This is a genomic window from Enterobacter cloacae complex sp. IR5458 (genome assembly GCF_049238025.1).
Lineage (GTDB): Bacteria > Pseudomonadota > Gammaproteobacteria > Enterobacterales > Enterobacteriaceae > Enterobacter > Enterobacter kobei.
Genome location: NZ_JBMKIF010000005.1, coordinates 199586 through 218105 on the forward strand (window position 1 = coordinate 199586; position 18520 = coordinate 218105).

An 18520-nucleotide genomic window follows, 5' to 3' on the forward strand; every position below is an offset into this window, starting at 1 on the left:
ACGGATCCTGCCGTGTCGGTTCACATTGCGTAAGATAAGGTCTGAATGAGACCAACCTGCTGAATCTACATCATTTAGATGAGTAGTGAAGTGGACTATACTTACGCGATGAGAAACCACCGATGTCGCCACTGATGATTGATTCCGCAGAATTTAGCCAAAAACTTGGGCTTATCACTCAAAACGTTGAACATACCGAAGCGTTTCTGTTGCGGGGCACGGTGGATTTTCATCTGCCAGGTTTTTTGTTGCCTGTGGGGTATCGGCTTCTGAAGTCGCGCTATAGCGATGAATACCGTCTCGTGACTACCGACGACGGTAAGCCTTATACGGCATATGCCGTGAAGCTGACGTTTCATAAAGAAATTACCTTTCCTCACGGTGCCGCCACGCAAGTGATGGTCTGGCGTACGCCCCGTGCGGTCCATCAATCCGTTATCAGCGGGTTGCCACAACTTTTCTTTCAGTGGGTGCTCAGAGAATACGATATCGTGGTCTCAGACAGCGAGCAAACGGGAGACGGGCAGCGGTTTTGGTTGCGGATGATAGACTGGGCGTTCAGCATGAATTACCAGATAAGCGTGGCGGACGGTACGGTAGGCGCAGAGTGGGAATTAACACCAGTGAGTTCATACGCTGAACTGGAAGAACGCTGGATTGCTTTTGCCTGGGGAAACGATCGTGATGTCCATCCGCATCGCAGACTGGTCATCAGTAAAACGTAACGGGCCGCGCGCGGCGGCCCGTCGGGATTAGCACTCGGTCACAATCGTGCTCAGCGGCAGGCGAGACTTCGGCAGCGTGGCGTTGAAATCTTCCACGCTGTGATGGCCAACCGGCACCACCACTACGCTGGTGAAGCCTTTCTCTTTCAGGCCAAACTCTTCGTCGAGGATCGCGGCATCGAAACCTTCGATTGGCACTGCATCCAGACCCATGGCACCCACGCCCAGCAGGAAATTACCGACGTTCAGGTAAACCTGTTTCGCCATCCACTGGTCATCATCTTTCAGATCCACACGGTGCATATCGGCGAAGTAAGTCCGGCCCTTATGGTTCGCGGCTTTGGCTTCTGGCGTGTTAAAACGACCATCGGCTTCTTCCTGATCCACGACGCGCTCAAGCCAGGCATCGTCCATCGCGGTTTTCGCGCAGAACACCACCACGTGAGAGGCGTCCAGCATTTTGCGTTCGTTGAACACATAGGTCCCTGCGGCGGATTTCGCCACGCGCGCTTTACCTTCCTCGGTGCTGGCCACAATAAAGTGCCACGGCTGGGAGTTGGTGCTGGACGGGCTGTACTGCAGCAGGGTTTTGATTTTTTCTGCTTCTTCAGCGGTCAGTTTTTTAGTCGGGTCGAACGCCTTGGTGGAGTGGCGTTTCAGGGCGACAGAAATGATATCCATAACTACTCCTGGTAATGAAATTCGCCCGTACGCGGGCGCGAAAGGAGAGCAGATTACCGCGCAAAGCGGCAAAAGATAAGTGCATTTCGAGCGCTTAATCTGTTCGTCTCAGACGAACAATCAGGCAGGGCGTATCCACTTCTGGTCTTTCTTCGGCAGTTTATCAACGACCAGATTCCAGGAATCTGCAATCAGGTCGGCAACCAGTTCCGGGGTGATGTCCTCGGTGCCGTAAAGGGAAATCCAGTGTTTTTTATTCAGATGGTAACCAGGCTCAACGCCCCGGTAGATCTGCTGATTTAACAGCGACGTTTCAGGATCGGATTTCAGGCTAACGTGCGGCCGTCCGTGTGCGGTTGCCATCAGCATGAAAATTTTCCCGCCGACCTTGAAGACGTCGTACTCCGGGCCGAACGGCCAGCAGTATTCGGTAAAAGGCATCTCCAGCGCGACGCGCTTCGCGTGTTCCTGCAAGGATTTACTGTCCATCGCTCTCCTCCTGAGCCAGTCCACGCCACATCACTTCAAAACCCAGGGCTTTAAAATCGACGGCGCGGGACGGATCGCGGGTGGCAAACTCCATCGTGCTTTCGGCCAGCGATAAAAACAGCGCATCGCCAAACGTTTTGAATTCATCCGACATAAACACCGGGCGCACCGAACGACGGCACAGTTCATGCAGTTCCGGGAACATCTCTTTCACCGCCATTTCCGTTTCGGCGCTCAGCTTTTCACTGACCCCAATCTGGCGAATAGCCGCATGCGCCACGGGGTTACGAATCCCCCAGTCCACATAGCTGTTCCAGATATTGCGGGTATGTTCTTTCGGCAGCGTGATGGTGCGATCGAGGTTCGCCAGCATGGTCTGGCAGAGATCCTGCTTCAGGTGCAGATAGAGGGCATTCAGCAGATCGTCTTTGGTAGCAAAGTAGCGGAACAGGGTGCCTTCGGCGACACCCGCCTTACGGGCAATGAGCGCCGTTGAGGCGGCAATACCTGACTGTGCAAATGCCGCCGTTGCGGCGTCCAGTAAGGCCTGTTTTTTATCTTCACTCTTCGGACGTGCCACTAAATTTTTCCCCCTTTCATTGATAAAAACCCTGATTGAAACACGTGCTTTGACACGCTGCAACGCGGAATGTCAAAGATCGAAAACGTCTTGACGACTTTCTCATCATATCTATAATGAGTGCTTACTCACTCATAATCAAGTTTACCCCACGCAAACCATCGGATGGCTCGCGTTTTCGGGTCAGGATATGAAAAAACTCTCTTCATCTGCGTGGTGTTCGTCATGATTATTGCTTCAGCTGCGAGTTTACCGTTTGTTCTGAATGCCGGTTTTGGCCAGCCACCGCAGGGTGCGCAGCTCACGGAAGTGGAAGCGTCTCCGCACTACTACGAGGGGAAATTCCACAATACGCTCCCGACGCCTGGCTTTACCGGCCAACAAAATATGCTGGTGGCGTGGTGGCAATTCCTGACCCGTAAAACCGAAAATGCCCGCCCGGCTCAGCCGCTGCCGCTGGTGAAAACCGATCTGGCGAGCCTGCCGCTGGAGCAGGACACGCTGGTATGGCTCGGCCACTCCTCCTGGTATCTGCAGCTGGCGGGAAAACGCATCCTGATCGACCCGGTCCTTGGTAACTATGCCGCGCCGTTTTCGTTTCTCAATAAAGCCTTTGCGGGGGAGTATCCGTGGCGCGCGGCGAGCATGCCGGAGATCGACCTGCTGATTATCTCTCACGATCACTACGACCACCTGGATTACGCCACTATCAGGGCGTTATTGCCGAAGGTGAAACGCGTGGTGACGCCGCTCGGGGTAGGGTCACACCTGCGCTACTGGGGGATGAAGCCAGAGATTATCGACGAACGCGACTGGAACCAGTCGGTGCACATCAGCGATGCGCTGACGGTTCACCTGTTGCCCGCACGTCACTTCTCCGGGCGAGGCATTAAACGTGACCAGACGCTGTGGGGCAGCTTTATGTTTGTCACCCCAGAGCAGAAGATCTACTACAGCGGAGATTCTGGCTACGGCCCGCACTTTAAGGCAATCGGCGAGCAGTTTGGTGATGTGGATTTAGCCATCATGGAAAACGGCCAGTATGACCAGGACTGGAAGTACATCCACATGCTGCCAGAGGAGACGGCTCAGGCGTCGGTCGACCTGAATGCAAAGGCGGTGGTGCCGGGGCATAACGGTCGTTTTGTGCTGGCGAAACACACCTGGAACGACCCGCTGATCCAGCTGGCAAAAGCCAGTAAGGATAAAAACTATCGACTGCTCACGCCGGAACTGGGCGAGCCCGTTCGGGTGAGTGATACCACACAAACTTTTCGTCAGTGGTGGGAATAATGTTTAAGCAAGAAGCAGAAGGGGAGAGCAGTATGACCATTTCCGCTCAAGTCATTGATACGATCGTCGAATGGATCGACGACAACCTGCACCAGCCGTTACGCATTGAAGACATTGCCCGCCATGCGGGTTACTCCAAATGGCATTTGCAGCGGCTGTTTATGCAGTATAAAGGTGAAAGCCTGGGGCGCTATATTCGCGAACGCAAGCTGCTGCTGGCGGCACGGGATCTGCGTGAATCGGACGAGCGCGTTTATGAGATCTGCCTGCGCTACGGGTTTGAATCGCAGCAGACGTTCACGCGCATCTTTACCCGCACCTTCCATCAGCCGCCAGGGGCGTACCGCAAGGAAAACCACAGTCGGACGCACTGAAACTGACAACACACAGGCCGGGTAAGGCGAAGCTGCTACCCGGCTTTTTTTATGTATTCAGGACGCCAGTGAAAACCAGCGGCGCCAGACGAAACGCAGCACGAAGAATTCGATAGCGCCAAGCAGTAAAAACCACACGCAAAACAAAATGGTGTAAAGCTGGTTCAGATCGACCATGTGAAAGGTCGTCATCAACTTTTGCGCCAGCACCAGGCCCAGCGACGGCGCGGGTAACAGCAGGCAAGAGATCAGCGCCAGTAATAAAATGCCCCCGGCAGTCAGCAGCGATTCTAACGGGTGTTTCATCGTAATGTTAATCGTCAGTTAAAAATGTCATTGTCCGGCATCCTTTAACGTAAAGCAATATCAACCTGCCTGGGCTTTTTTAATGAAATAATCACCTTCTCCGGCAAATAAAGCGCGTAAGGAGAATGATTTAATCGTGGTGATTATATTAATATTATGCCATGTAAATAGATGTCTGCATCATGAAAATAATTTTACAAAACTATATGTGCTATATCCAATTAACGTTGCAATAACAATGGCTGCGACAATGTATAACGCCAGGCGTCGTCCGCGATAAATACCAAACATGCTTCCCCCTCGTTTAGCGTTGGTTTAGAAATATTTTGTAAAAATCAGCTTGTCGAAATAATCGTAATTAATTTTGAATAACCCAGCGGTAAATATATTGCGGTAGATCAATTTTAGCCGCAAGACTTAAAAATGAATAAATTAAAGCCCGAAAGGAATTCAGGCTTCTGTTCACCGGATATTGAAGGAAAAATACGATGACCGAAAAAAAATTATCCCCAAACATGCCGCCTTCCGGCGGGCTGGCATACCAGCAGACCGTAGAGCAGGTGCTGGCTCATACGCAGAGCCAGGTGAGCGGTCTGGACCGCGCAGAGGCGCAGGCGCGTCTGCAAAAACATGGCCCGAATGCATTGCCGGAGAAAAAAGGCAAGCCGGGCTGGCTGCGCTTTCTCGCGCATTTTAACGATGTACTGATTTACGTCCTGCTTGCCGCCGCGGTATTAACCGCGGTCATGGTGCATTGGGTTGATACGCTGGTTATTTTAGGCGTGGCGGTTATCAATGCCTTAATTGGTCATATTCAGGAAAGCAACGCGGAAAAATCCCTGAAGAGTATTCGTAACATGCTCTCCAGCGAAGCGCGCGTCATTCGTAATGGCAATCATGAAACGCTCCCCACAACTGAAATAGTCCCGGGCGATATTATTGTATTACGCGCCGGGGATCGTATTCCGGCGGATATGCGTTTAATTGAGGCGCATAATTTACGCGTGGAAGAGGCGATTCTGACCGGTGAATCCACCGTGGTGGATAAACATACTCAGCCGCTGAACGGTGAGCTGCCGCTGGGCGATCGCACCAACCTGGTCTTCTCCGGCACTACCGTGAGCGCGGGCGGTGGCGTGGGCGTGGTTATTGCCACCGGGCAGGAGACCGAGCTTGGCCATATCAATCAGATGATGGCGGGCATTGAAAAACACCGCACGCCGCTGCTGGTGCAGATGGACAAGCTGGGTAAGGCGATCTTCGCCATTATTCTGGCGATGATGGCCGCGCTGTTCGTCTTCAGCCTGGCATTCCGCGAGATCCCAATGGGCGAGCTGCTGCTCTCCCTCATCAGCCTGGCGGTCGCCTCCGTACCGGAAGGTCTGCCTGCAATTATCTCCATTATCCTCTCCCTGGGCGTGCAGGCGATGGCGCGCAAGCGGGCGATCATCCGCAAGCTGCCGACGGTTGAAACCCTGGGCGCGATGACCGTGGTCTGCTCGGATAAAACCGGCACCCTGACCATGAACGAGATGACGGTCAAAGCCATCATCACCGCCGACACCTGCTACCGCGTGGACGGCAACAGCTATGAGCCGGTGGGCAACATTTATCTGGAAGGCAGCGATGAGCCAGTGCAGATCCAGCCGGGCACCGTGCTGGAGCAGTACCTGCGCACTATTGACCTCTGTAACGACAGCCAGCTGATTCAGGACGAGCGCGGCCTGTGGGGCATCACCGGGGGGCCAACCGAGGGCGCGCTGAAGGTGCTGGCGGCGAAAGCCAACCTCGCGCCGGTAACAACGACGCTGGTTAACAAGATCCCGTTTGACTCGCAGTACAAGTACATGAGCACCCACTACCAGATTGGCTGCGAGGAGCAGATCCTGATCACCGGCGCGCCGGACGTGATTTTCGCCCTGTGCGAGCAGCAGCAGACACGCAACGGGACCGAAGCGTTCAACCGTGCGTACTGGGAAAACGAGATGGAGCGCTATGCGCGTCAGGGACTGCGCATGGTTGCGGCGGCGTTTAAGCCAGCCAATGGCGAAACGGCGCTCACGCACGACGATCTGAGCCACGGCCTGATCTTCCTCGGCATTGCCGGAATGATGGATCCGCCGCGCCCGGAAGCGATTGATGCCATTAACGCCTGTCAGCAGGCGGGGATCCGCGTGAAGATGATCACCGGGGATCACCCGCAGACGGCGATGAGCATCGGCCAGATGCTGGGGATCACCAACAGCGAGCAGGCGGTGACCGGCTATCAGCTTGAGAAGATGAACGATGCCGAGCTGGCGGATGCGGCGGTGACCTATGACATCTTTGCCCGTACCAGCCCGGAGCATAAGCTGCGCCTGGTGCAGGCCTTGCAGGACAAAGGTGAGATTGTCGGCATGACCGGCGACGGTGTGAACGATGCCCCGGCGCTGCGTCAGGCGGATGTCGGCATCGCAATGGGCATCAAAGGCACGGAAGTGACCAAAGAGGCGGCGGACATGGTCCTGACGGACGATAACTTCGCCACCATCGCCAGTGCGGTGAAAGAGGGGCGTCGCGTGTACGACAACCTGAAAAAGACCATTCTGTTCATCATGCCGACCAACCTGGCGCAGGGGCTGCTGATTGTGATTGCGCTGCTGGCGGGGAACATCATTCCGTTGACGCCGGTGCTGATTCTGTGGATGAACATGGCGACCTCCGCCACGCTCTCCTTCGGTCTGGCCTTTGAAGCCGCCGAGCGCAATATCATGCGCCGTCCACCACGTCAGACCGGGCAGCACGTGATGGACGCCTACGCGGTGTGGCGCGTGGCCTTTGTCGGCACCATGATTGCCATTGCCGCCTTTGCGCTGGAGGCCTGGCTGGCCCCGCGCGGCCTCAGCGCGGAGTTCATCCGCACCGTGCTGCTGCAGATGCTGGTCTGCGCCCAGTGGGTGTACATGATTAACTGCCGCAACACTGAAGGGTTCTCCCTGAACCGTGGTCTGCTGGCGAATAAAGGCATCTGGCTGGTCACGGGCGTGTTGTTCCTGCTCCAGGCCGCCATCATCTACCTGCCGTTTATGCAGATGCTGTTTGGCACCGAAGCGCTGCCGCTCCGCTACTGGTTTGTGACGCTGGCGGTTGCAGGGGTGATGTTCTTCATCGTTGAAATCGAGAAGCGACTGACCCGCAGGTTCCGTAAGGCTGCATAACAAAACCTTACCCCTCACCCTAACCCTCTCCCCATAGGGGAGAGGGGACCGTCCGGTTTTCTCCCTCGGCTTTGAGGGGGAAGGGTCGCTCGGTTTTCTCCCTCTCCCCTTTGGGGAGAGGGGCGGGGTGAGGGGGAAATCACGCTGAGGTACTTCCATGAAATTCCCACTCCTGTTCGCACTCCTTGCCTGCACCCTGCAACCCGTCTTCGCCGCCATTCCCGTGCGCGTCGCCAACGTGGAGCAGACCGCCCACGCCGCCGAGCGTCAGATCCCGGGGCGCATTGAAGCCATCCACACCGTTGAGCTGCGCGCCCGCACGGAAGGTGTTATCACTAAAATCCACTTTCGCGACGGGCAGTATGTGAAAAAAGGGGATGTGCTGTTTGAGCTGGACGATGCCGAGCCGCGTGCCGCCGTGCGTCTGGCGCAGGCCGAAGTCAACAGCGCTGAAGCCACGCTGCGCCAGGCGCAGCAGCAGCTTTCCCGCTTTGAAAGCCTGGGCAGCAGCAAGGCCATCAGCCGTCATGACGTGGACAACGCGCGTATGCAGCGCGACGTCGCCCGCGCCGCGCTGGAGCAGGCCAAAGCCCGGCTCGACGCACGCAACGTCACCCTGAACTACACCCGCATCACCTCGCCGATTGACGGTCGCGTGGGGCACAGCAACTTCCACGCAGGTAGCCTGGTCAACCCCGCAAGCGGTGTGCTGGTGGAGGTAGTACAGCTTGATCCGATCCGCATCGCTTTTGCGCTGGAAGAGGGCGCCTTTGCCACCAAAGCCGGACAGCATGCAGATATCAGCGCCATGAAACAGGCGTGGCAGGTATTCATTGACAGCAACGGACAGCGTATCCGGGGTGAACTGACCTCGGTGGATAACCGCATCGACCCGCGCACCGCCAGCGTGATGCTGCGCGCCGGGTTTGCCAACCCGCGCCATCAGCTGTTGCCCGGCGGCAACGTAAATGTGACGCTGCGCCCGGCCAGCGAGCAGCCGGTACTGACGCTCCCTGCCGCTGCGGTCCAGCAGAATGGCGATGGATTCTTTGCCTGGGTGGTGAGTGCCGACGGAAACGCCGAAAAACGCCCGCTAAAAATTGCCGGGCAGGTTGGGCAGCTGTTCCAGATTGCTTCCGGTGTTAAGCCTGGTGAGCGAGCGATCACTGACGGTGCACAGCGTGTACAGCCCGGTGCTGCCGTCCAGATACTGAATTAAGGAGCCATCATGCTGACGTTTTTCATCAAACGCCCGCGCTTTGCGATGGTGATAGCACTGGTCATTACCCTGCTGGGGGCCATCGCGCTGAAGATTATCCCGGTGGAGCAGTATCCGCAGATCACGCCGCCGGTGGTGAATGTCTCTGCCAGCTGGCCGGGGGCCAGTTCGGCTGACGTGGCGGAGGCCATCGCCACGCCGCTGGAGACGCAGCTTAACGGCGTGGATCACATGCTGTACATGGAGTCCACGAGTTCGGATGAAGGCACCTACAGCCTTAACATCACCTTTGCCGCGGGGACCGATCCGGATTTAGCCGCCATCGACGTGCAAAACCGCGTGGCGCAGGCCGTGGCGCAACTGCCAGCGGAGGCGCAGCAAAACGGCGTGCAGGTGCGCAAACGCGCCACCAATCTGATGATGGGGGTAAGTCTTTACTCACCTGACAATACCCACAAGCCGCTGTTCGTCAGTAACTACGCCAGCACCCAGGTGCGCGAGGCGCTGTCGCGCCTGCCGGGCGTCGGTCAGGTGCAGATGTTTGGCGCGCGCGACTACAGCATGCGCATCTGGCTGCGTCCGGACCGCATGAACGCCCTGAACGTCACCACTGACGACGTGGCGCAGGCGCTGCGCGAGCAGAACGTGCAGGGAGCGGCGGGCCAGGTCGGCACGCCGCCGGTGTTTAACGGCCAGCAGCAGACCCTGACCATTAACGGGCTGGGGCGCCTGAACCAGGCTGATGATTTTGCTGACATCATTATCCGCGCCGGCGAGATGGGCCAGCTGGTGCGCCTGAAGGACGTCGCCACCATCGAGCTTGGCTCGCGTAGCTACAGCTCCGGCGCGCAGCTGAACGGACACGACTCCGCCTACCTCGGCATCTACCCGACACCGTCCGCCAACGCCCTGCGCGTGGCCGACGCGGTGCGCGCCGAGCTGGAGCGCCTCGCGTCGCGCTTCCCGGACGACCTGGTCTACGAGGTGAAATTCGATACCACCACCTTCGTTGCGGCCACCATCAAGGAGATCGGCGTCTCGCTGGCGCTGACGATGCTGGCGGTCGTTGTTATTGTATCCCTGTTCCTGCAAAGCTGGCGTGCGACGCTGATTGTTGCGCTCGCCATTCCGGTGTCGCTGGTGGGCACTTTTGCGGTGCTGTACACGCTGGGCTACTCCGCCAACACGCTCAGCCTGTTCGCCATCATTCTGGCGCTGACGATGGTGGTGGATGATGCCATCGTGGTGGTGGAGAGCGTCGAAACGCTGATGGCCGAAGGGCAGAGCCGCACGGCGGCGACCGCGCTGGCGCTGCGCCAGATTGCCGGGCCGGTGATAGCCACGACGCTGGTGCTGCTGGCGGTATTTGTGCCGGTGGCGCTGCTGCCGGGGATTGTCGGTGAGCTTTACCGCCAGTTCGCGGTCACGCTTTCCACGGCGGTCACGCTCTCAAGCCTGGTGGCGCTGACCCTGACGCCCGCGCTCTGTGCAATGCTGCTGCGCCCGCGTCCGGCACAGCCCGCTACGATTTTTCGCGGATTCAACCGCGGGCTGGATGCCACGCGCAATCGCTATACCCGGATCGTAAGCGTATTCACCCTGCGCCCGTGGCTGGCGCTGCTGGCCACCGCAGGCGCGGCGGCCGTGGTGGCGTTCAGCTTTACGTCGATGCCAAAAGGCTTCCTGCCACAGGAGGACCAGGGCTACTTCTTTGCCAGCGTTCAGCTGCCGGAAGCCGCCTCGCTGGAGCGCACCGAAGCGGTAATGACCACCGCACGCGAATTAATCGCTAAAAATCCGGCGGTGGAAGACGTGATTCAGGTCTCCGGCTTTAACATTCTTAACGGCACCAGCGCCTCCAACGGCGGGTTTATCTCCATCATGCTCAAAGACTGGAGCGAGCGCCCGCCGCTGGACGAGGTGATGGCTACCCTGCAGCGTCAGCTGCTGGCCCTGCCGGAAGCGACCATCATGACCTTCGCGCCGCCGACCCTGCCGGGGCTGGGCAACGCCTCCGGCTTCGATCTGCGCATACAGGCGCAGGCGGGGCAAAGCCCGGCGGAGCTGGAGCGCGTGACGCGCGGGGTGCTGATGAAAGCCAATCAGCACCCGCAGCTAAGCCGTGTGTTCACCACCTGGAGCAGCAACGTCCCGCAGCTGACGCTGACCGTCGATCGCGAGCGTGCGGCCCGTCTCGACGTGCCGGTATCGCGCATCTTCAGTAGCCTGCAAACCGCCTTTGGCGGCACGCGCGCCGGGGATTTCAGCATCAACAACCGCGTCTACCACGTTGTCATGCAGAACGAAATGCAGTGGCGCGAGCGCGCTGAGCAAATCAGCGAGCTGTTTGTGCGCAGCAACAGCGGCGAGCGGGTGCGCCTGAGCAACCTCGTCACCATCACGCCGGGCGTTGGCGCGCCGTTCCTGCAGCAGTACAACCAGTTTCCGTCCGTGTCGGTGAGCGGCTCGGCGGCGGAAGGGGTGAGCAGCAGCACCGCGATGGCGGTGATGAGCGAAATTCTGGCAGAGAGCCTGCCTGCCGGATACGACTACGCCTGGAGCGGCATGTCGTATCAGGAGCAGCAGACCGGCAATCAGGCGATATGGATTGTGCTGGCAGCGGTGGTGATGGCGTGGCTGTTTCTCGTCGCCCAGTATGAGAGCTGGACGCTCCCGGCGAGCGTGATGCTCTCGGTGCTCTTCGCCCTCGGCGGGGCGCTGGTCTGGCTGTGGATGGCGGGCTACGCCAACGATGTCTACGTGCAAATTGGTCTGGTATTGCTGATCGCGCTGGCGGCCAAAAACGCGATTCTTATCGTGGAGTTCGCCCGCGCCCGGCGTATGGACGGAATGACGATTGTCGATGCGGCGAGGGAAGGGGCATCGCGCCGCTTCCGCGCGGTGATGATGACCGCCGTGTCGTTTATTATCGGCGTCATGCCAATGATGCTGGCGACCGGGGCGGGTGCCCAGAGCCGTCGCATCATTGGCACCACGGTGTTCAGCGGTATGCTGGTGGCGACCGTCGTGGGGATCGTGTTCATTCCCGCGCTGTTCGTGCTGTTCCAGCGTCTGCGTGAGTGGGGCCACGGCCTTACGGACTCGTCGCCCACAGCTCGCAGTGCTTCTGAACGAGAGAAATAAGCGAGCCGCCGTCGGCAATAAAGTCCCGCATGCGCTGCGCCTCGCTCTTGCCCTGCTTTAACAGCAGGGCAATTTCAGTGATTGCGCTTGTCGCGCCGAGCTTCTCGGCCGATGGCGCAACCTGTTCCAGCAGCCAGGCGATATCTTCCGCCACGGTTTTCTGTTCGCCGGTATGCACGTCCGTCAGAATCCCCTCCAGCCCGTAGCGACAGGCCTGAAAACGGTTAAATCGGTACAGCAGAAAATCCTTCTCCTGATGCTTATAGGGCCGCGTGGTCAGCAGCCAGTGGGAGGTTGCCTGGATCAGCCCGGCAATGTTTATCGCGTGGCCGAGTGTCAGCGGCGTATCCATCACCCGGACTTCCACGGTACCAAAGTGCGGGCTGGGGCGAATGTCCCAGTGCAGGTCTTTAATGCTGTCGATCATGCTGGTGGCGCTCAGGCGGCGGAACAGCCCTTCGAACGCCTGCCAGTTGTTGACCCACGGCATCTGGCCGTTATCCGGAAATCCCGAAAAAATATTCAGACGCGATGAGGCGAACTTCGTGTCCGTGCCCTGCATGTAGGGTGACGCGGCGGCGAGGGCGATAAAGTGCGGCACAAAGCGCGACAGACCGTGCAGCAGGTAAATGGCATCGTCCCCGGTTCGACAGCCGACGTGTACGTGCTGGCCGAACACCGTGGCCTGCAAAATCAGGTAGCCAAAGCGCTCCAGCGTGACGTTATAGCGCTCGTCATCGCACACCTCCTGGCGCTGCCATTTCTGGAACGGATGCGTCCCGCCGCCGCAGATCTGGATATGCTGCTCCGCCGCCGCGCGCAGAATACTCTGCTGCATCACCGAGAACTGCGCCGCTGCCTGGTCGATGGTCTGGCATACGCCGGTGGCGATTTCGAGCATGCTTTCGGTGATGTCGTGCTTCACTTCTCCGCCTTTGATGTCGTCTTTGACGGCGGCGATCAGTGCGGAGGAGTCCTGGCTCAGATCGTACCCGGGCGGATTAACCACCTGCAGTTCGAGTTCGATGCCGAGGGTGAACGGTTCAGAGGACCTGAAATCGGGTAAAGGCATGGCGCACTCCGTTGTCAGTTGTGTGTTGAGTATAGACAACGACGTGGCGCTCACTTTTCAGGGTGGTATAACTGTTAGCAGGCTTAGCAAAAAGGGGAGTTAATCATGTCTGACAATCCAGTGATTGCGCTGATAGGTCCCGGTGCGATTGGGACCACCATTGCCGCGGTGCTGCATGACGTGGGCCGCACGCCGCTGTTGTGCGGACGTACCGCACATCCGGAATTACGCCTGCGTTATGACGAGGGCGAAACGGTGGTACCCGGTCCGGTCTTAACCGATCCTGCCGTCATTACGCGTCCCGCCGATCTGGTTTTGATCGCGGTAAAAACGACGCAAAATGCCGACAGCGCCGGATGGCTGCGCGCGCTGTGCGATGAAAACACCGTGGTCTGCGCCCTGCAAAACGGCGTGGAGCAGAAAGCCCAGCTTGAGCCGTGGGTCAACGGCGCAACGGTGCTGCCGTCGGTGGTCTGGTTCCCGGCACAGCGCGAGCCGGATGCCTCCGTGTGGCTGCGTGCCAAACCGCGCCTGACGCTGCCGGAGGTGCCGCAGGCGCAGCGGGTGGTGGATGCGCTTCGCGGTACGCGCTGTGAAGTGGAACTCTCGGCAGATTTCGCCACGGTCGCCTGGCGCAAGCTGCTGCAAAACGCGGTCGCCGGGCTGATGGTGCTGGCTAACCGCCGCGCCGGGATGTTCAGGCGTGAGGACATCAGCGAACTTGCGCTGGCCTATCTGCGCGAGGGGCTTTCCGTTGCCCGCGCCGAGGGGGCGAAGCTTGACGATGCGGTGGCCGGGGAGATCCTGGCGAACTTTCAGCGTGCGCCTGAAGACCTGGGCACGTCGATCCTGGCCGATCGTCAGGCCAACCGTCCAATGGAGTGGGATATCCGCAACGGCGTGATCCCGCGCTATGGCCGCAAACACGGGATTGCGGTGCCCATCAGCGACGTGGTGGTGCCGCTGCTGGCGGCGGGGAGCGAAGGGCCGGGTTAACGGCCGCTGTTTTTCCGTTCGGCAAAATAATGCGCGGGTGTGCTGCCCATCGCTTTTCTGAACATGGTGATAAACGCATTCACGGATTCATACCCAAGCGTTGCCGCCACGTTCTGGACAGGCACGCCGCTGGCCAGCTCCCGCAGGGCAATAATCAGGTGCAACTGCTGCCGCCATCGCCCAAAGCTCAGCCCGGTCTCGCGTTGCATCAGGCGTGCAAACGAGCGCTCGCTGAGGGCGAGCCGTTTCGCCCAGTCTTTCAGGGTGCTTCTGTCCTCAGGGCGGCTGACCAGCGCGTCGGCCATGGCGCGAATTTTCGGGTCGGTCGAGACCGGCAGGCTGAGCTTCTGCTGCGGCATGCTGGCGAGCTCATCCAGCGTGACCCGGGTCAGTCTGGCGGCGTGGCTGTCGGGAGGATAATCCACGCCTTCGCGCGTCAGGCGGTCGACCAGCTCCGTAATCAACGGCGAGATCGCCAGGGTGCAGCACCTCTCCGGCAGCGCCGCCGCGCCGGGCTCAATAAACAAATAGTTCAGATGCGCGTTCCACGTCGCTTTCGCGCTGTGCGGGATCCCGCCGGGGATCCAGACTGCGCAGTCTGGCGGCACGATCCAGATGTCATTCTCCGCGTAACAGCTGACCGCGCCGTAACGGGCAATAATCAGCTGGCCCTTGCGATGGGTATGCACCGGCACTTCCGCAGCGTAGTCCACAAAGTCCAGATGACGCGCCACGGCAGGAGAGGCGGTAGAGTCAGGGTCATACAGCGTATTAGCGGATTGCGGCTTCATGATTCTGGCAACATTTAGGTATTTTTTGACAGAATAGAGTATTTAAGCGGGTCTGCAAGCCGGTAATAATCCCGGCATGAATAAAATCTTCTCTCATCACGTGCGTCTCCCCGCCACATTGCGAAACGATGCGGGCGCGCTGATCTACTCCGCGAAGAGTTTTGCAGCGGCGATGCTGGCTTACTACCTCGCGCTGTCGATAGGTCTCGAACGTCCCTCATGGGCCATTATTACGGTTTACATCGTATCGCAGACGTCGGTCGGGGCGTCGCTGAGCAGAAGCCTCTACCGGCTGGCCGGGACCGTGGCCGGGGCCTGCGCGACCGTTCTGATCGTGCCCATCTTCGCGAATATGCCGATCCTGTGCAGTGTGGTGCTGACGGGCTGGATCACGTTCTGCCTGTGGCTCTCCCTGCTGGAGCGCACGCCCCGGGCCTATGCCTTCGTGCTGGCCGGTTACACCGCGAGCCTGATTGGTTTTCCCGCGGTATCCGATCCGGGTGGCATTTTTAACGTTGCCCTCGTCCGCGTGCAGGAGATCGCGATTGGGATTTTCTGTGCGGGGCTGATTCACCGCTACGTGCTGCCCGCACGCGTATCAGGGCTATTCAACGCGAAATTATCCCAGACGCTACAGGCCGCGCGCGGTCGGGTGGCGGACACCCTGGCGGGTAAACCCGGCGCGGCTTCCGGCCCCCTGCATCTGGCCCTGGCGCTGCAGTTCCTGCAGGGGATAAGCCACCATGTTCCGTATGATTTTGCCCTGTCCGCTCCGGTGCGGCAGGCCAGAAAAGCGATTCACGATCGGCTGGCACGGCTCGCGATCGTCAACTGTGAACTACACGATCGCTTGCTGACGCCCGGAATTCTGCCCGCCGACATGCAGGCATTGCGGGAGGATGTTCAGGCCTGGCTTGCCGCTGAAAACGCGGGGGCCAGCAGCGCGGCTGAGGCGTTGCGGCTACGCTGTACGCTTCTTATCGATCGGTATGCCGCGCATGCGCTGACGATTGACGACGCGCTGCAGGTCAGTTTTATTCGCTACCTCTCAGAGGCTATCGCGCTTCTGGAGCAGTGCGAGCGTCTTTCCGGGGCTATCCACCACGCAAAACCTGCGTTTGGGGAGATGCAAACCCGCGCGGCAAAAGGGTACGTTTTCCACCGCGACCCGCTTACCGCCGCCCGCACGGCGCTGGGGGCTTTCGTCATCATTCTGAGCGGTTGTCTGGTCTGGATTTTCTCTGCGTGGCCGGATGGCGGTACGGCGGTCTCTATCCTTGGCGTCTGCTGCACGCTGTTTGGCAGTTTCGACACGCCGGCGCCCCACATCGTGAAATACATCATTGGCTCGTTCTGGGGCGTGGTGATTAGCCTGCTCTACAGCTTTGCGCTGCTGCCGCAGGTAAGCGATTTCCCGGTGCTGGTGGCGGTGCTTGCTCCGGCGTATCTGCTAGCCGGGTCGCTTCAGGCGCGCCCGCCAACCACGTTTATGGCGATGGGCATCACCCTGACGCTGCCCATTCTGTGCGAGCTGGGCGCGCACTACAGCGGCGACTTCGCCGTCGCGGCTAACACCGCCATTGCGCTCTTTGCAGCGACCGGCTTTGCCGTCATCAGCATGAGCCTGATGCAAACCGTGCAGGCGGACGCCGCCATCACGCGTCTGCTGAACCTCTGCCAGCGCGACATTCGCCGCAGCGTGAAAGGCACGCTGCGGGTCGACGAAACGCACTGGATCAACCTGATGATGGACCGAACTGCCCTGTTGCTGCCGCGTTTGCAGCGCAGCGAGCGTGCGCCAGAGCAGGCGCTTGAAAGGCTTTTGCACGCGCTGCGCCTGGGGCTTTCAGTCATGCATATACGCCGCAGTGACACACCGCCCGGCAGGGAGGTTGACGCGCTATTTCATCGGATAAACGCCGCGGACCGCCACGCCTTAGGCGAACGCATTACCGCCATCATCGAGCAAAACCTGCCTGCCGCAGATGAACCTACGCGCCAGTTTGTCTTCAGGCTGGTGGATTTTCACTGTGCATTACGGGGGCCAGACCATGGTTAACGATATTAATATCGGCGGCGTTTTTATTCCGGGGCTGCTGATGGCCGCCCTCGCGACGCTGGTCTGCACGCTGAGCCTCGTCGCGCTTTTCTCTCTCAGCAGGGTCTACCGGCGCTTGCCGTTTCGCCCGCTGATGGATGTTTCAATCTGGATTGTCATCTTTTACCTGCTGATGCAGGGCCTGATCGCGTTGGGGTTATTGTCATGAAATCACTGCTCTCTTTACTGGCTCGCTATGCGCTGACGTTAAGCGCCGTCGCAGCGGCCACGCTGCTGGCGTTTATGATGTGGAAACACTACGCGCAAACGCCGTGGACCCGCGACGGCCGCGTCCGGGCGGACGTAGTGCAGATTGCGCCGGACGTCTCCGGGCCCGTCATCAGCGTGGCCGTGCGGGACAACCAGTGGGTGAACCGGGGCGATGTACTCTACGCCATCGATCCGCGCTGGCTCAGGCTGGCGGTGGCCAGCGCGCAGGCGGATGTGGAATCGAAACGCCATGAGATGCTGATGCGCCAGGACGCGGCCCATCGCCGCACGCTGATTAAAAACGCCATTTCGAGCGAGGATGTGCAGCAAACCGGCAGCGCGGCGAACGTCGCGGCGGCCAATTATCACGGCGCGCTGGCCGCGCTGGATCTGGCAGAGCTGAATCTGGCGCACGCCACCGTGCATGCGCCGGTCTCGGGGTACGTTACGCACCTGCGGCTTCGGCCCGGAGACTACGCGACGGCGGGGGAGACAAAGGTCGCCATCGTCGATGCCCACAGCTTCTGGGTGGTGGGGTATTTTGAGGAGACTAAACTGCGCCATATTCGCGTCGGGGATGCCGCGCAGATAGTGCTGATGGGATACGATCCGGTCATCACGGGGCACGTGGAGAGCATCGGGCGTGGGATCGGGGACAGCAACGACGAAACGGGCGGGCTGGGGCTGCCCGACGTCGAACCCACCTTTAGCTGGGTGCGGCTGGCGCAGCGCGTGCCGGTGCGTATTCATATCGACAGGTTGCCGGAGGGGGTTGAGCTGGTGGCGGGGCTGTCGGCGAGCGTGGCGGTGGGGCGAAGATCTGGGGATAGTCAGCTTTAAACACATATGCGAAACTTACCGCTTCTGAAAATATGTGGTGGGACCCGCTCAATGTCAGAACCAACTTCGCAGTGCCTTTTCAGTGAAGGTCTGATCGATTTTCCTGAAGGTTATCAGGATCGTACCGTCAACGTCTTCGCGCCGCCCGCAGCGGACGCGCCAGCGTTCAACCTCTCCCGTGATGCCCTCAACGCTGGCGAAGCGCTTGCCGCGTACATCGATCGCCAGCTCGCCCTGATGGAAAAACACATCAAGGGATGGAAGCAGGGGGAGCGTAGCGCCGCTACGCTGGGTGACGGCCTTTCACAGGGTGAAACCGTCCATGCCAGCTACCTGCGCGACGGCAAACGCATCTGGCAGCAGCAGGCCGTGTTTAACGTCGACGGCAATAAAATTCTGGTCTTCACCATGACCTGCACCCGCGCGCCGGGCGATGCTGACCGCGCGCTGTTTGGCAATCTTCTCAGGAGCTTTCGCTTCCACCATTAACATCAGGGATCGTTGT

Annotated in this window: 17 protein-coding genes; 11 read left to right on the top strand and 6 right to left on the bottom strand. The window is 59.3% G+C overall.

What is annotated here, in order from left to right; translation table 11 throughout:
- Window positions 1-122: 122 nt before the first annotated feature.
- A complete protein-coding gene (locus ACOTYN_RS06245) occupies window positions 123-725 on the top strand; it encodes a hypothetical protein (RefSeq protein WP_014882872.1) in 603 nt (200 codons plus the stop codon).
- 27 nt (window positions 726-752) lie between these two features.
- On the opposite strand, the gene nfsB is transcribed toward ACOTYN_RS06245, so the two are convergent.
- The 3 genes from nfsB to ACOTYN_RS06260 all read right to left on the bottom strand — a co-directional run bounded on the left by nfsB (window position 753) and on the right by ACOTYN_RS06260 (window position 2475).
- Window positions 753-1406 (bottom strand): oxygen-insensitive NAD(P)H nitroreductase, encoded by a 654-nt coding sequence (gene nfsB, locus ACOTYN_RS06250; RefSeq protein ID WP_014882873.1) that lies wholly within the window; start codon window positions 1404-1406, stop codon window positions 753-755.
- A 120-nt stretch (window positions 1407-1526) separates the two neighbouring features.
- Window positions 1527-1895, bottom strand: coding sequence for an MmcQ/YjbR family DNA-binding protein (locus ACOTYN_RS06255; protein ID WP_332956696.1), 369 nt, complete (start codon window positions 1893-1895; stop codon window positions 1527-1529).
- The gene (locus tag ACOTYN_RS06260; RefSeq protein ID WP_014882875.1) at window positions 1885-2475 is read right to left on the bottom strand and encodes a TetR/AcrR family transcriptional regulator; all 591 of its coding nucleotides are present in this window, start codon (window positions 2473-2475) and stop codon (window positions 1885-1887) included. Before ACOTYN_RS06260 ends, ACOTYN_RS06255 begins: the two co-directional genes overlap by 11 nt.
- A 165-nt stretch (window positions 2476-2640) precedes the next feature.
- Here ACOTYN_RS06260 and ACOTYN_RS06265 point away from each other — a divergent pair, with 165 nt between their 5' ends.
- A complete protein-coding gene (locus tag ACOTYN_RS06265; protein ID WP_071922519.1) occupies window positions 2641-3768 on the top strand; it encodes a RomA family MBL fold metallo-hydrolase in 1128 nt (375 codons plus the stop codon).
- Window positions 3769-3800: 32 nt separating this feature from the next.
- Window positions 3801-4142, top strand: a complete 342-nt coding sequence (locus ACOTYN_RS06270) for a RamA family antibiotic efflux transcriptional regulator (protein WP_014882877.1) — start codon at window positions 3801-3803, stop codon at window positions 4140-4142.
- A gap of 57 nt (window positions 4143-4199) precedes the next feature.
- Here ACOTYN_RS06270 and ACOTYN_RS06275 read toward each other — a convergent pair whose 3' ends face one another.
- Complete coding sequence (locus tag ACOTYN_RS06275) at window positions 4200-4448, bottom strand: DUF1158 domain-containing protein (RefSeq protein WP_023332302.1); 249 nt, start codon at window positions 4446-4448, stop codon at window positions 4200-4202.
- Window positions 4449-4936: 488 nt separating this feature from the next.
- Between ACOTYN_RS06275 and ACOTYN_RS06280 the strand changes: the two genes are divergently transcribed.
- From ACOTYN_RS06280 to ACOTYN_RS06290, 3 genes are all read left to right on the top strand, one after another.
- On the top strand, window positions 4937-7645 hold the full coding sequence (locus ACOTYN_RS06280; RefSeq protein WP_332956692.1) for a cation-transporting P-type ATPase: 2709 nt from the start codon (window positions 4937-4939) through the stop codon (window positions 7643-7645).
- A gap of 157 nt (window positions 7646-7802) precedes the next feature.
- A complete protein-coding gene (locus tag ACOTYN_RS06285; protein ID WP_179120593.1) occupies window positions 7803-8864 on the top strand; it encodes an efflux RND transporter periplasmic adaptor subunit in 1062 nt (353 codons plus the stop codon).
- Window positions 8865-8873: 9 nt separating this feature from the next.
- On the top strand, window positions 8874-12008 hold the full coding sequence (locus ACOTYN_RS06290) for an efflux RND transporter permease subunit (protein ID WP_332956690.1): 3135 nt from the start codon (window positions 8874-8876) through the stop codon (window positions 12006-12008).
- Here the strand turns inward: ACOTYN_RS06290 and ACOTYN_RS06295 are convergent.
- A complete protein-coding gene (locus tag ACOTYN_RS06295) occupies window positions 11959-13080 on the bottom strand; it encodes a YbdK family carboxylate-amine ligase (RefSeq protein WP_332956687.1) in 1122 nt (373 codons plus the stop codon). The genes ACOTYN_RS06290 and ACOTYN_RS06295 overlap by 50 nt on opposite strands.
- Before the next feature lie 105 nt (window positions 13081-13185).
- On the opposite strand from ACOTYN_RS06295, the gene ACOTYN_RS06300 reads away from it, so the two are divergent.
- On the top strand, window positions 13186-14076 hold the full coding sequence (locus ACOTYN_RS06300) for an oxidoreductase (RefSeq protein ID WP_332956684.1): 891 nt from the start codon (window positions 13186-13188) through the stop codon (window positions 14074-14076).
- Here the strand turns inward: ACOTYN_RS06300 and ACOTYN_RS06305 are convergent.
- Entirely contained in the window at window positions 14073-14867 is a 795-nt protein-coding gene (locus tag ACOTYN_RS06305; protein ID WP_014882884.1) for an AraC family transcriptional regulator, read from the bottom strand. The two genes, ACOTYN_RS06300 and ACOTYN_RS06305, sit on opposite strands and share 4 nt — an antisense overlap.
- Before the next feature lie 76 nt (window positions 14868-14943).
- Here ACOTYN_RS06305 and ACOTYN_RS06310 point away from each other — a divergent pair, with 76 nt between their 5' ends.
- Genes ACOTYN_RS06310 through ACOTYN_RS06325 form a run of 4 tightly spaced genes read left to right on the top strand, consistent with a single transcriptional unit; the run spans window position 14944 to window position 18504 of the window.
- Window positions 14944-16926 (top strand): FUSC family protein, encoded by a 1983-nt coding sequence (locus tag ACOTYN_RS06310; protein WP_332956681.1) that lies wholly within the window; start codon window positions 14944-14946, stop codon window positions 16924-16926.
- Window positions 16919-17134 carry a DUF1656 domain-containing protein gene (locus ACOTYN_RS06315; RefSeq protein WP_014882886.1) on the top strand — a complete coding sequence of 72 codons (216 nt, stop codon included), beginning with the start codon at window positions 16919-16921 and terminating at the stop codon, window positions 17132-17134. The genes ACOTYN_RS06310 and ACOTYN_RS06315 overlap by 8 nt, the downstream gene beginning before the upstream one ends.
- Window positions 17131-18015: an HlyD family secretion protein gene (locus ACOTYN_RS06320; protein WP_332956679.1), complete on the top strand. Its 885-nt coding sequence runs from the start codon at window positions 17131-17133 to the stop codon at window positions 18013-18015. Before ACOTYN_RS06315 ends, ACOTYN_RS06320 begins: the two co-directional genes overlap by 4 nt.
- Before the next feature lie 51 nt (window positions 18016-18066).
- On the top strand, window positions 18067-18504 hold the full coding sequence (locus tag ACOTYN_RS06325; RefSeq protein ID WP_045268297.1) for a DcrB-related protein: 438 nt from the start codon (window positions 18067-18069) through the stop codon (window positions 18502-18504).
- Window positions 18505-18520 lie beyond the last annotated feature (16 nt).

Excerpts from the sequence above, each read along its gene's own strand:
- ACOTYN_RS06245 (WP_014882872.1), top strand. The coding sequence starts at position 123 with ATGTCGCCACTGATGATTGATTCCGCAGAATTTAGCCAAAAACTTGGG.
- nfsB (WP_014882873.1), bottom strand. The coding sequence starts at position 1,406 with ATGGATATCATTTCTGTCGCCCTGAAACGCCACTCCACCAAGGCGTTC.
- ACOTYN_RS06255 (WP_332956696.1), bottom strand. The coding sequence starts at position 1,895 with ATGGACAGTAAATCCTTGCAGGAACACGCGAAGCGCGTCGCGCTGGAG.
- ACOTYN_RS06265 (WP_071922519.1), top strand. The coding sequence starts at position 2,641 with ATGGCTCGCGTTTTCGGGTCAGGATATGAAAAAACTCTCTTCATCTGC.
- ACOTYN_RS06270 (WP_014882877.1), top strand. The coding sequence starts at position 3,801 with ATGACCATTTCCGCTCAAGTCATTGATACGATCGTCGAATGGATCGAC.
- ACOTYN_RS06275 (WP_023332302.1), bottom strand. The coding sequence starts at position 4,448 with ATGAAACACCCGTTAGAATCGCTGCTGACTGCCGGGGGCATTTTATTA.
- ACOTYN_RS06280 (WP_332956692.1), top strand. The coding sequence starts at position 4,937 with ATGACCGAAAAAAAATTATCCCCAAACATGCCGCCTTCCGGCGGGCTG.
- ACOTYN_RS06285 (WP_179120593.1), top strand. The coding sequence starts at position 7,803 with ATGAAATTCCCACTCCTGTTCGCACTCCTTGCCTGCACCCTGCAACCC.
- ACOTYN_RS06290 (WP_332956690.1), top strand. The coding sequence starts at position 8,874 with ATGCTGACGTTTTTCATCAAACGCCCGCGCTTTGCGATGGTGATAGCA.
- ACOTYN_RS06295 (WP_332956687.1), bottom strand. The coding sequence starts at position 13,080 with ATGCCTTTACCCGATTTCAGGTCCTCTGAACCGTTCACCCTCGGCATC.
- ACOTYN_RS06300 (WP_332956684.1), top strand. The coding sequence starts at position 13,186 with ATGTCTGACAATCCAGTGATTGCGCTGATAGGTCCCGGTGCGATTGGG.
- ACOTYN_RS06305 (WP_014882884.1), bottom strand. The coding sequence starts at position 14,867 with ATGAAGCCGCAATCCGCTAATACGCTGTATGACCCTGACTCTACCGCC.
- ACOTYN_RS06310 (WP_332956681.1), top strand. The coding sequence starts at position 14,944 with ATGAATAAAATCTTCTCTCATCACGTGCGTCTCCCCGCCACATTGCGA.
- ACOTYN_RS06315 (WP_014882886.1), top strand. The coding sequence starts at position 16,919 with ATGGTTAACGATATTAATATCGGCGGCGTTTTTATTCCGGGGCTGCTG.
- ACOTYN_RS06320 (WP_332956679.1), top strand. The coding sequence starts at position 17,131 with ATGAAATCACTGCTCTCTTTACTGGCTCGCTATGCGCTGACGTTAAGC.
- ACOTYN_RS06325 (WP_045268297.1), top strand. The coding sequence starts at position 18,067 with ATGTCAGAACCAACTTCGCAGTGCCTTTTCAGTGAAGGTCTGATCGAT.